The organism is Streptomyces sp. NPDC029159, assembly GCF_055564055.1.
The window spans coordinates 1-12114 of the sequence record NZ_JBVHWT010000004.1 but is presented as its reverse complement, the minus strand read 5'-3'; the positions used below and the strand labels follow the sequence as shown (position 1 = coordinate 12114).

10 protein-coding genes are annotated in these 12114 nt (G+C 73.6%); 9 read left to right on the top strand and 1 reads right to left on the bottom strand.

Annotation, left to right across the window (positions count from 1 at the left end; all coding sequences use genetic code 11):
* Positions 1-5: 5 nt before the first annotated feature.
* Entirely contained in the window at positions 6-458 is a 453-nt protein-coding gene (locus tag ACZ4U4_RS09675) for a metallopeptidase family protein (protein ID WP_467870983.1), read from the bottom strand.
* A gap of 352 nt (positions 459-810) precedes the next feature.
* On the opposite strand from ACZ4U4_RS09675, the gene ACZ4U4_RS09670 reads away from it, so the two are divergent.
* From ACZ4U4_RS09670 to ACZ4U4_RS09630, 9 genes are all read left to right on the top strand, one after another.
* Positions 811-1236: a DUF3499 domain-containing protein gene (locus ACZ4U4_RS09670; RefSeq protein WP_467870981.1), complete on the top strand. Its 426-nt coding sequence runs from the start codon at positions 811-813 to the stop codon at positions 1234-1236.
* A gap of 302 nt (positions 1237-1538) precedes the next feature.
* On the top strand, positions 1539-3155 hold the full coding sequence (locus ACZ4U4_RS09665; RefSeq protein WP_467870978.1) for an L-lactate permease: 1617 nt from the start codon (positions 1539-1541) through the stop codon (positions 3153-3155).
* Between the two features lie 149 nt (positions 3156-3304).
* Complete coding sequence (locus ACZ4U4_RS09660; RefSeq protein WP_467870975.1) at positions 3305-4663, top strand: phosphomannomutase/phosphoglucomutase; 1359 nt, start codon at positions 3305-3307, stop codon at positions 4661-4663.
* A gap of 438 nt (positions 4664-5101) precedes the next feature.
* Entirely contained in the window at positions 5102-5284 is a 183-nt protein-coding gene (locus ACZ4U4_RS09655; protein ID WP_030282300.1) for a Trm112 family protein, read from the top strand.
* 75 nt (positions 5285-5359) lie between these two features.
* A complete protein-coding gene (locus ACZ4U4_RS09650) occupies positions 5360-6496 on the top strand; it encodes an SIS domain-containing protein (RefSeq protein WP_467870971.1) in 1137 nt (378 codons plus the stop codon).
* Between the two features lie 105 nt (positions 6497-6601).
* A complete protein-coding gene (gene manA, locus ACZ4U4_RS09645; protein ID WP_467870970.1) occupies positions 6602-7816 on the top strand; it encodes a mannose-6-phosphate isomerase, class I in 1215 nt (404 codons plus the stop codon).
* A 226-nt stretch (positions 7817-8042) separates the two neighbouring features.
* Positions 8043-9002 (top strand): cation diffusion facilitator family transporter, encoded by a 960-nt coding sequence (locus tag ACZ4U4_RS09640; RefSeq protein WP_467870967.1) that lies wholly within the window; start codon positions 8043-8045, stop codon positions 9000-9002.
* A gap of 517 nt (positions 9003-9519) precedes the next feature.
* A complete protein-coding gene (gene ahcY, locus ACZ4U4_RS09635; protein ID WP_467870965.1) occupies positions 9520-10974 on the top strand; it encodes an adenosylhomocysteinase in 1455 nt (484 codons plus the stop codon).
* A gap of 111 nt (positions 10975-11085) precedes the next feature.
* On the top strand, positions 11086-11700 hold the full coding sequence (locus ACZ4U4_RS09630) for a hypothetical protein (RefSeq protein ID WP_467870963.1): 615 nt from the start codon (positions 11086-11088) through the stop codon (positions 11698-11700).
* Positions 11701-12114: the final 414 nt, after the last annotated feature.

Sequence of the window (12114 nt, the reverse complement as noted above, 5' to 3'; positions counted from 1 at the left end):
GGCGGTCAGTCCTGGCCGTAGCGCGGGTCGACCGACTCCGGCGCCAGACCGAGGAGTTCGGCGACCTGCTCGACGACGATCTCGTGCACCAGCAGCGCCCGCTCGTCGCGGTTCTTGGTGCGGATCTCGACCGGGCGGCGGTAGACGATGACGCGGTCGCGGTGCGGCCCGGCGGCGAGCTCCGCCCGGCCCAGCGGCACCGTCCCGTCGTCCGGCTCCGCCCCGTCCTCCGGGCCGAACAGCGGCACCTCCTGGACGAGGAAGTCGACGCCGGACAGCTGCGGCCAGCGCCGCTCCAGCCGGTCGCGCGCATCGTGGACCAGATCCTCGAAGGCGTCGGCGCGGCTGACGGCGAGCGGCACCTGCGGCGGGGCGACAGGGCCGCGCATGCCACGGCCGTGGCGGTCACGGCGGCGCGGGCGCGGCTCCGTCGGGCGGGGCGGTTCGGACGTGTCCATCACCTCCGAGCGTAGCCGCCGCGGCCCGTCCGGGGAGGCGGAGCGAGGCATCCGGGAACACGGGGGCGGATGACCGGTCCGATAACGATTGTGTTCATTTGGCGCGCCCCCACCCGGCGCCCGCCACCCGATCCGCGGCGCTCCTCTCCTATGCTCCGCTCCACGGCCTGCCCGCACCCATTTGTCCCTTTCCTCCGCATCCTCGTCCGGAGATTCACGCGATACCGCCTCCGAGCGGCGTCCGCTCCGGCCTCGCGCGGCCCTTTCCGTGCCGTCCGGCGCAGGCCGCCGCGAGCGGGTGCAGGTCAGACGCACCGGACGAACTGGGACGACACGGTCGGGTGAGCGGGAGGTGAGTCGTCGCGGCCCGGTCAAGAGTGCGGTACCGTCCAACGTCGTGAGCCCTGTACGTCGCTGTTCGCGCACTGCGTGCGGCCGCCCCGCCGTCGCAACGCTGACGTACGTCTATGCGGATTCGACCGCCGTGCTCGGGCCGCTCGCCACCTACGCGGAACCCCACTGCTACGACCTGTGCGCCGAGCACTCCGAGCGCCTGACCGCCCCCCGCGGCTGGGAAGTCGTCCGCCTGGCCATCGACCCCGGCCCGGCCCGCCCCAGCGGCGACGACCTCGAAGCGCTCGCCAACGCGGTACGCGAGGCGGCCCGTCCCACCGAGCGCCCCGCCGCCCCGGAGCGCCCCGAAACCCGCGAGACCCCCCAGCAGCCGGGCACCGCCCGCCGCGGACACCTCCGCGTGCTGCGGTCACCGGACTCCTGACAGCGGAATTCTGACGCCGGGCCGGATTCCCGGCGTCGGCTCGACCTCTGGCGCGGGTCCGAACTTCCGGCACCGGTCGGCCTCCTGACGCGATCTCCGGCTCCGGCACGGCTCCCGACGCCGCTGCCGTACCCGGCCTCCGCTCCGCACCCGCCACCCACGGAGCGTGGACGCCCTCGTACGGAGGGTTGACGCCGCCGTGGAGCCGCCCGGACCATGCCTCCACTCCCTCCTGATCACATTCCGCATCGTGGAACGGTCCGCGGCGCGGAGCGGTCGGGGGATTCCCGTCTGGAGGCCCCGTGTTCGTCCAGCACCTGGCTCCCGTGGCCGACTCGCCCGCGCTCTCCGCCCTCGTCGCCGCGCTGCCCCTGATCACCGTCCTCGTCCTGCTCGGCGCCGTCCGGATGCGCGCCCACCACGCCGGGCTCACCGGTCTCGCCGTCGCCCTGGCCGTCGCCGTCCTCGTCCACGGCATGCCCCCGGGGCAGGCCCTCTCCGCCGCCGCCCAGGGCGCCGTCTTCGGCCTCTTCCCGATCCTGTGGATCGTCGTCAACGCCCTGTGGGTGTACCGGATGACGGTCCGCACCCGCCACTTCGACGTCCTGCGCCGCTCCTTCTCCCGCCTCTCCGACGACCCGCGCATCCAGGCGCTCGTCATCGCCTTCTGCTTCGGCGCCCTGCTGGAGGCGCTGGCCGGGTTCGGGGCGCCCGTCGCCATCAGCGCGGTGATGCTGGTCGCCCTCGGCTTCGACCCGGTCAAGGCGACGGTCGTCGCGCTCGTCGCCAACACCGCGCCCGTCGCGTTCGGTGCCATGGGCACCCCGGTCGTCACCCTCGCCCAGGTCACGGGCGTCCCGCTGGACCGCCTCGCCGCCGTGGTGGGCCGTCAGACACCGCTGCTCGCCCTCGTCGTCCCGCTGCTACTGGTGTTCCTCGTCGACGGGCGGCGCGGGCTGCGCGAGACCTGGCGGCCCGCACTCGCCTGCGGACTCGCCTTCGCCGCCGTGCAGTTCGCCGCCGCCACCTACGTCTCCGCCCAACTCGCCGACATCGGCGCCGCACTGGCCGGCGCCGCCACCCTCGCCGCCCTGCCCGCCGCCCGCCGCCCGGCCACCGCGGAGGTCCGCGCCGCCGTCCTGACCGGCGCCCGCAGCGCCGAGCCGGACCGCCACGACCCCCGGCGCACGGTCCTGCGCGCGTACGCCCCCTACGCCCTCATCGTCGTGATCTTCTCGGCGGCGCAGATACCCCTGGTCAGGGACGTCCTGGCGCGGGCGACGCTCGCCGTCGACTGGCCGTTCCTCGACGTCGCGGACGCGGACGGCACCAGGGTCGGCGGCAACGTCCTCACCCTGCCGCTCCTCGCCACCGGCGGCACCCTGGTCCTCCTCGCCGGGGTGCTGACCGCCGCCGTCCTCGGGGTCCGCACCACCGACGCGGTCCGCGAATGGGCCGCCACCGTCCGCGAGTTACGGCACGCCGTCCTCACCGTCACCGCCGTCCTCGCGCTCGCCTACGTCATGAACCTCTCCGGGGCGGCCACCACCATCGGCCACGCCGTCGCCGCCGCCGGCGCCGGGCTCGCCCTGCTCTCCCCGGTACTCGGCTGGTTCGGCGTCGCCGTCTCCGGCTCCGACACCTCCGCCAACGCGCTCTTCGGCGCCCTCCAGGTCACCGCCGCCCGCCAGTCGGGCCTGGCACCCGACCTCCTCGCCGCCGCCAACAGCTCCGGCGGCGTCCTCGGCAAGATGATCTCCCCGCAGAACCTCACCATCGCCTGCGCCGCCGTCGGACTCGCCGGCCGCGAGGGCGACCTGCTCCGCCGCGTCCTGCCGTGGAGCCTGGCGTTGCTGCTGGTCATGTGCCTGATCGTGGTCGCACAGAGCACCGCCGTGCTGGGCTGGATGCTGCCCTGACGCCCCGCCACCGGGGGCGCGGCGGACCGGCCCGCCCCGGGTGGCGCGCCCGCCCGCGGACCGCCTGGCGTGTACCCGACGTCCGCCCGGACCGCTGTCGGTACCTCCGGGTAGGTTGGATCTCCCGTACCGAATCCAGGAGGCTGACCGTGGCTGATCTGTCGCAGCTCGTGAAGGCGTACGACGTGCGCGGTGTGGTGCCCGATCAGTGGGACGAGTCGCTGGCGGAGCTGTTCGGCGCCGCCTTCGCCGAGGTGACCGGCGCCGACGCGCTCGTCATCGGGCACGACATGCGCCCCTCCTCGCCGGGGCTGGCCACCGCGTTCGCGCGCGGCGCCGCGGCGCGCGGTGCGGACGTCACCCACATCGGCCTCTGCTCCACCGACGAGCTGTACTTCGCCAGCGGCGCCCTCGGCCTGCCCGGCGCGATGTTCACCGCCTCGCACAACCCCGCGCAGTACAACGGCATCAAGATGTGCCGCGCCGGTGCCGCCCCCGTCGGCCAGGACACCGGGCTCGCCGAGATCCGGGCCCTGGTGGAGGGCTGGATGGACGGCGGCGCCCCGGAGCCCGCCGCCACCCCCGGCACCGTCGGCGAACGCGACGTCCTGGGGGAGTACGCCGCCCACCTGCGCTCCCTCGTCGACCTGTCGGGCATCCGCCCGCTGAAGGTCGTCGTCGACGCGGGCAACGGCATGGGCGGCCACACCGTCCCCACCGTCCTCGCCGGGCTGCCCCTGGAGGTGGACGCGCTCTACTTCGAGCTGGACGGCTCGTTCCCGAACCACGAGGCCAACCCCCTCGACCCGAAGAACATCGTCGACCTCCAGGCCCGCGTCCGCGCCACCGGCGCCGACCTGGGTCTCGCCTTCGACGGTGACGCCGACCGCTGCTTCGTCGTCGACGAGAAGGGCGACCCGGTCTCCCCGTCCGCGATCACCGCGCTGGTCGCCGCCCGTGAGCTGGCCAAGCACCCCGGCGGCACGGTCATCCACAACTGCATCACCTCCTGGTCGGTCCCCGAGGTGGTGAAGGAGAACGGCGGCACCGCCGTCCGCACCCGCGTCGGCCACTCCTTCATCAAGGAGCAGATGGCGAAGACCGGCGCGATCTTCGGCGGCGAGCACTCCGCCCACTACTACTTCCGCGACTTCTGGAACGCCGACACCGGCATGCTCGCCGCCCTCCACGTCCTCGCGGCCCTCGGCGGCCAGGACCGCCCGCTCTCCCAGCTGGTCGCCGCGTACGACCGCTACGCCGCCTCCGGCGAGATCAACAGCACCGTCGCCGACCAGACGGGCCGCCTCGCCGCCATCAAGACCGCCTACGCGCACCGCGACGGCGTCACCCTTGACGAACTCGACGGCCTCACCGTCACCGCCGCCGACTGGTGGTTCAACCTCCGCGCCTCCAACACCGAGCCCCTCCTCCGCCTCAACGTCGAGGCCCGTGACGCGGAGACGGTGGCCCGGGTACGGGACGAGGTGCTGGCCGTGGTCCGGGCGTAGGAGCGCGGCCCGGCGCGGTCCCGTCGACGCCGGTGGGCGGCGGGACGGCGCCTTGGCCGTGCGGCGTGCCGCCGAGGTGGCCGGGGCTCGCGGTACTGCCCGGTTCGGCCTCCGCCTGGTCCGGCCTGCGGTCAGGCCCATCGCCCGGGCCGGATGGCGTGCCGCCGAGGCGGCCAGGGCTCGCGCGGCCACCCGACTCGCCACTGCCCGATCCGGCCCGGCCCACCGACGGCTTCGCCCGGCGCCGAGCCGCCGGACCGCACACCACAGGCCCGGCCGCCGCCCGTCCGACCCCCGGCCGGGGTGCGGGCCGCCCCGCACCCGGCCCCCATCCCACCGACGGCCCCACCCGTACGCCCCCCGCCCCCGACGACAGGCCCCCGGCCCCCGCCCGGCGGTAGGCTGGCGGGGCCGCAACCATCGAAGGAGCAAGCCCCCATGCCGGTCGACGCCAGCCTCATCGAGATCCTCGCCTGCCCCGCGTGCCACGCCCCGCTGGCCGACCGGACCGCGGACGACCCCGCCGAGCTGGTCTGCACCTCCGCCACCTGCGGTCTCGCCTACCCGGTGCGGGACGGCATCCCCGTACTCCTCGTCGACGAGGCCCGCCGCCCCGCCTGACCGGACGCCGCCGGGGTCCGCCCCCGGCACCGCCCGGCGAGTCCCGCCCGCACCGGCGATCGGAGGCCGCGCCCCATGCTCGACGAGTCACTCCTCGACAACCCCGAGGCGCTGGCCCGCGCCGACCGCTTCGGTCTGCTGCGCGGCGTCGCCGAATCCGGCGCCCGGGTCCGCACCGCCGCCCGCGGCGCCGCCGAGGCCGGTATCGCCGACCTCGTCCCCGAGGGGCGGCCCCGCGCCGTCCTCGTCGCCGGGCCCGGCCCCGTCGCCCCCTGCGTCGCCGACCTCTTCGGCGCCCTCGGCGGCGGCAGCTGCCCCGTCACCCACATCCCGCCCACCGGCGTCGACGCCCGCCCCGGCGCCCTGCGCTGGACGCTGCCCGGCTGGTGCGGCCCCCTCGACCTGATCCTCATCGTCGGACCCGACGGCTCCGACCCCGGCCTCGCCGAGCTGGTCGAGGGCGCCTACCGCCGCGGCTGCTCCGTCGTCGCCGTCACCCCCGCCGACGCCCCGCTCACCGAGGCCGTCCGCCAGGCCCGCGGCCTCGCCGTCCCGCTGGCGACCACCGCGTACGACGCCGAGTTCGACGTCGAGGGCGCCCCGCCCGCCGCCCCCGGCACCCTCTGGTCGCTGCTCACCCCGATCCTCGCGCTCGCCGACCGGATCGGCCTGCTCAGCGCCCCGCCCGAGGCGCTCGCCCGCCTCGCCGACCGCCTCGACCAGCTCGCCGAGAGCTGCGGACCGACCCTCGCCACGTACACCAACCCGGCCAAGACCCTGGCCGCCGAGGTCGCCGACGCCCTCCCGCTGATCTGGACCGAAGGCCGGGTGGCCGGCGCCGTCGGCCGCCACTTCGCCGCCGAACTCGCGAGCCTCGCCGGGCGCCCGGCCCTCGCCGCCGAGCTCCCCGAGGCGCTCACCGCCCACCGCACCCTGCTCTCCGGCGCCCTCGCCGCGGGCGCCGACCCGGATGACTTCTTCCGCGACCGCGTCGATCAGCCCGCGGCCCTCCACGCCCGCGTCGTCCTCCTGCGCGAGAACGCCCCCGGTCCGCTCTCCGCGACCCGCGCCGCCCACACCCTCGCCGAGGAACGCGGCACCGCCGTCAGCACACTGGAGCCCCCGGACGGCACGGACCTGGAGACCGCCGCCGAACTACTCGCCATCGTGGGTTTCGCCGCCGTTTACCTCGCGCTCGCCGACACCGAGTGATCTGTGAGGGGCGCCCCGCGGCCACCGCCCGGGACCCCTCCCGTACGCCCCACAGGCACCGTCGCCACGCCGGAACTTGTACGCCACGCAGGAAGCAGCAGCCCCATGGACCGCCTCGTCAACACCGTGCGCCCCTACGCCTGGGGCTCCGTCACCGCCCTGCCGGAGCTGCTCGGCACCGAACCGACCGGTGAACCCCAGGCCGAGATGTGGATGGGCGCCCACCCCGGCGCCCCCTCCCGCATCGACCGCGGCGCCGGACCCGTCTCCCTGGCCGACACCATCGCCGCCGCCCCCGAGGCCGAGCTGGGCGACGCCACCGTCGACACCTTCGGCCCCCGGCTGCCCTTCCTCCTCAAACTCCTCGCCGCGGGCTCCCCGCTCTCCCTCCAGGTCCACCCCGACCGCGCCCAGGCCGAGGCGGGCTACGCCGACGAGGAGCGCCGCGGCGTCCCCCTCGACGCCCCGCACCGCAACTACAAGGACCCGCACCACAAGCCCGAGCTGCTCTGCGCCCTCACCCCCTTCGAGGGACTCTGCGGCTTCCGCCACCCCGCCGAGGCCGCCGACCTGCTGGCGGGCCTGGACGTCGACGCGCTCACGCCGTACGTCGACATCCTGCGCGCCGCACCCGAGGCCGACGCGCTGCGCGAGGTCCTGACCGCCCTCCTCGGCACCGACCGCGCCGCCCTCGCCGACTCCGTCGACCGCGCCGCCGCGGTCGCCGCCCGGCGGGGCGCGGAGGACGGCCCGCACGCCCCCGCCTATGCCGCCTACGCCGCCCTCGCCCACCATTACCCGGGCGATCCCGGCATCCTCGCCGCGATGCTGCTGAACCACGTCACCCTCCAGCCCGGCGAGGCGCTCTTCCTCGGCGCCGGCATCCCGCACGCCTACCTCGGCGGCCTCGGCGTCGAGCTGATGGCCAACTCCGACAACGTGCTCCGCTGCGGCCTGACCCCCAAGCACATCGACGTCCCCGAACTGCTGCGCATCGTCCGCTTCACCCCCGGCGACCCCGGCATCCTCCGCCCCGAGGAGACCGACGGCGAGGAGGTCTACGACACCCCCGCCGACGAATTCCGCCTCTCCCGGTACGTCCTCGCCCCCGGCGCCGCCCCCCGCCCCCTGGACGCCCGGACCCCACAGGTACTCCTCTGCACGGCGGGCACGGTCCTGGCCCGCCCGGCCACCACCGAACCCCCTGCCACGGAAGGCGAGTTGCAGCTCAGCCCCGGACAGTCGGCCTTCGTCCCGGCCGGCGAACACGTCACCGTCTCCGGCGAGGGCACGCTCTTCCGCGCCACGGTCGCCGTGTGACGCACGCCCGGGACCCGGGCACGTACCGCCGGACGCCGCCCGGGGACGAGCCCGCGACCACCGGCCCCCGCCGCCCTCGATCCGCCTCCTGACCTGCCACGACCACCGAGGCCACCGTCCACCGGCCGGGCACCACGAACCCCCCTCGGACCGGGCTGCAAGAATGACGCCCCACATCGCTAAAGGGGCAGTAAAGCCCGGCCGACGGAAGGGACATACGGCACTCATGAGTGCATCAGGCGGAACCAAGGCGATCGTCGCGGCGCTGGGCGCCAACCTGGCGATCGCCGTAGCGAAGTTCGTGGCGTTCGCCTTCAGCGGCTCGTCGTCCATGCTCGCCGAGGGCGTGCACTCGATCGCCGACTCCGGCAACCAGGGCCTGCTCCTGCTCGGCGGCAAGAAGGCCAAGCGCGCCGCCACCGAGGAACACCCCTTCGGCTACGGCCGCGAGCGCTACATCTACGGCTTCCTCGTCTCCATCGTCCTCTTCACCATCGGCGGCGTCTTCGCGCTCTACGAGGGCTACGAGAAGATCCACGAACCGCACACCCTCGACAACTGGTACTGGCCGGTCGGCGTCCTCCTCTTCGCCGTCATCGCCGAGGGCTTCTCCTTCCGTACGGCCATGAAGGAATCCAACGCGCTGCGCGGCCAGCAGAGCTGGGCGCAGTTCATCCGCCGCGCCAAGGCCCCCGAGCTGCCCGTCGTTCTGCTGGAGGACTTCGGCGCGCTCATCGGTCTCGTCCTCGCCCTGTGCGGCGTCGGCCTCACCGTCGCCACCGGCAACGGCATCTGGGACGGCATCGGCACCATGTGCATCGGCGCGCTGCTGGTGCTGATCGCGCTGGTCCTCGCCGCGGAGACCAAGTCGCTGCTGCTCGGCGAGGCCGCCGGCGCCGACCAGGTCGCCCAGATCCGCGAGGCGGTCGTCGACGGCGACACCGTCACCCGCGTCATCCACATGCGCACCCTCCACCTCGGCCCCGAGGAACTGCTCGTCGCTGCCAAGATCGCGGTGGAACACGACGACACGGCCCGCGAGGTCGCCGACGCGATCAACGCCGCCGAGGAACGCATCCGCGCCGCCGTCCCGATAGCCCGGGTCATCTACCTGGAGCCCGACATCTACGACGAGGCCGCCGCAGCCGCCGGCGCCGACCCGGAGAAGTCCCCCGGAGGCCGCTGACCACGGCAGGCACCGCCTCCCCGAAGGCCTCGCTCCCCGGAGCGGGGCCTTCGCGCGCCCAGGGCGTACGCGAGCGACGATCCCGGCGCGGGGGAGGACACCGGCCCCGCGCCCTCCGGAAACCGCACGATCTCAGCCCCGATCGGCCTCCCCGCCCCACCCCTTGCGCCGCCCCCACCGAGGCGCCGTCCCGCGCAGCCACCCGCACCGGCCCCTCCCCGCGCCCCCGTACGTCCCGGTCGACGCGCCCCGCACCACCGCACCCCCAGCGCACAGAATGAGCCGAGGCGGGCTGGGGCCGCCGGGCCGGTCGGTGTAGATTCGTCCCCAGTGCCAGACGTCGCTGCTGATGGCGGTCGGGCGGCCCGCACCGCGGACCGGCCGAGGGAGAGAGGGCCTCCGACGGACTGCGCTGCGGCCAGGGGAGAGGTGCGCCCGCTTCCGCGTGCGCTTCTGCCTGCCCGCGCCGCAGACTGCCCAGCCCGACATCCACCTCGCCATACGAGGAGCAGCCCGTATGACCACCGCAAACGGCCAGGACTTCAAGGTCGCCGACCTCTCCCTCGCCGCCTTCGGCCGCAAGGAGATCACCCTCGCCGAGCACGAGATGCCCGGCCTGATGGCGATCCGCAAGGAGTACGCCGCGGCCCAGCCCCTGGCCGGCGCCCGCGTCACCGGCTCCCTGCACATGACCGTGCAGACCGCCGTCCTCATCGAGACCCTGGTCGCCCTCGGCGCCGAGGTCCGCTGGGCGTCCTGCAACATCTTCTCCACCCAGGACCACGCCGCCGCGGCCATCGCCGTCGGCCCCAACGGCACCCCGGACAACCCCCAGGGCGTCCCGGTCTTCGCCTGGAAGGGCGAGTCCCTTGAGGAGTACTGGTGGTGCACGGAGCAGGCCCTGACCTGGCCGAACTCGCCCACCGGCGGCCCGAACATGATCCTCGACGACGGTGGCGACGCCACCCTCCTCGTCCACAAGGGCGTCGAGTACGAGAAGGCCGGCAAGGTCCCCTCCGTCGACACCGCCGAGAGCGATGAGCACCGCGCCATCCTGGAGCTGCTCACCCGCACGGTCGCCGAGAACCCGCAGAAGTGGACCCGCCTCGCCTCGGAGATCCGCGGCGTGACGGAGGAGACCACCACCGGCGTCCACCGTCTCTACGAGATGCACCGCGACGGCGACCTCCTCTTCCCGGCGATCAACGTCAACGACGCCGTCACCAAGTCGAAGTTCGACAACAAGTACGGCTGCCGCCACTCCCTCGTCGACGGCATCAACCGCGCCACCGACGTCCTCATCGGCGGCAAGACCGCCGTGGTCTGCGGCTACGGCGACGTCGGCAAGGGCTGCGCGGAGTCCCTCCGCGGTCAGGGCGCCCGCGTGATCATCACCGAGATCGACCCGATCTGCGCACTCCAGGCGGCGATGGACGGCTACCAGGTCACCACCCTGGACGAGGTCGTCGAGACCGCCGACATCTTCGTCACGACGACCGGCAACAAGGACATCATCATGGCCTCCGACATGGCCCGGATGAAGCACCAGGCCATCGTCGGCAACATCGGCCACTTCGACAACGAGATCGACATGGCTGGCCTCGCCAAGCTCGACGGCATCGTCAAGGACGAGGTCAAGCCGCAGGTCCACACCTGGACCCACCCCGACGGCAAGGTCCTGATCGTCCTCTCCGAGGGCCGCCTGCTGAACCTCGGCAACGCGACCGGCCACCCCTCCTTCGTGATGTCCAACTCCTTCGCGGACCAGACCCTGGCCCAGATCGAGCTGTTCACCAAGCCGGAGGAGTACCCGACCGACGTCTACGTCCTGCCCAAGCACCTGGACGAGAAGGTCGCCCGCCTCCACCTGGACGCGCTGGGCGTCAAGCTCACCACGCTCCGCCCGGAGCAGGCCGCCTACATCGGCGTCGAGGTCGAGGGCCCGTACAAGCCCGACCACTACCGCTACTGAGCAGCCGCGTCACACGCACAGCAGCCGGTGAAGCCAGGCCCTCGCCCCACCGGGCGAGGGCCTGGCCCGTACCGCCCCACCGGCCCGCACCCGCCCGCTCCAAGGACCCCCATGCCCCGCGGCCACTACTCCCTGCACGATCCGCACGACCACACCCCCCTCGGCGAAGAACACTTCCACTGCGCCACCGGCCCCTCCGGCTGGCGCTACGTCTCCCAGATCACCGCCCCCTCCGGCGACCACATCGGCTCCGTCGACCTCACCCTCGACGAACGGGGCCGCCCCCTCCGCCTCGAACTCCACGCCGGCGGCTGGCAGGTCCGCGGCGCCGCACTCGACGGCGTCACCTGGGTCCGCACCGACCCGACCGGCGAACACGCCACGGAGGGCAACGTTGCCGCTCACGCCTTCACCGGCGCGTCCCCGGCCTTCCTCATCGCCACCGCCCGGCTGCTGTGCCCCGCACCCGGCGCCGGAGCGGTCCGCACCCGACTCGTGGCCTTCACACCCCCCGTCCTCGCCCCCCGCACGCTCGATCAGTCCTGGGCGCTGGTCTCCAGCACAGCACACGCCACTGACAACGCCCCGCTGATCGACGACGCGTACCAGGTCAACGACCTGGAGACCGGTGAACAGCACACCGTCCACCTCGCCGGGGACGTCGTCCTCGCCGCACCCGGCATCGAGCTCGAATCGCTCGATTCCCCGCCGTCGACCTTCGCGTAGCCGATGCCCGGCGCCCCCGATGTGCGTCCGGCACAGCTGACCTGCTAGTCTCCATACCTCCCCAGGAAACCCGTTGACACGGGCGTCTAGGGGAGGTAGATTCGAACGGTTGCCAGGAGCTGGACAGGCTCCATCGCAACGGTTAGTCTCATATCTCGCTCCGGCCAGAATTCAATTCGGCGGGGCCACTCGAATTACTTAGCGGAAGCTTCCAACCGATTACTCGGTCGAAATACTTCTGATAATGTTCGGGTCAGCCGAAAGGCAAACCCCTCCGACGGGTAATCGGAAACGAATTCGGACCGGAAACGGCGAGAATCGGATCTGATAGAGTCGGAAAGGCCGGAAAGCGAAAGCAGAAGGCCAACCCCGCTCCAACAGGGGGCCGGAAACGCCCAGCGGATCTGGTAAGGT

Coding starts and splice junctions, on each gene's coding strand:
- ACZ4U4_RS09675 (WP_467870983.1), bottom strand. CDS start 458: ATGGACACGTCCGAACCGCCCCGCCCGACGGAGCCGCGCCCGCGCCGC.
- ACZ4U4_RS09655 (WP_030282300.1), top strand. CDS start 5,102: ATGCCGGTCGACGCCAGCCTCATCGAGATCCTCGCCTGCCCCGCGTGC.
- ACZ4U4_RS09650 (WP_467870971.1), top strand. CDS start 5,360: ATGCTCGACGAGTCACTCCTCGACAACCCCGAGGCGCTGGCCCGCGCC.
- manA (WP_467870970.1), top strand. CDS start 6,602: ATGGACCGCCTCGTCAACACCGTGCGCCCCTACGCCTGGGGCTCCGTC.
- ACZ4U4_RS09640 (WP_467870967.1), top strand. CDS start 8,043: ATGAGTGCATCAGGCGGAACCAAGGCGATCGTCGCGGCGCTGGGCGCC.
- ahcY (WP_467870965.1), top strand. CDS start 9,520: ATGACCACCGCAAACGGCCAGGACTTCAAGGTCGCCGACCTCTCCCTC.
- ACZ4U4_RS09630 (WP_467870963.1), top strand. CDS start 11,086: ATGCCCCGCGGCCACTACTCCCTGCACGATCCGCACGACCACACCCCC.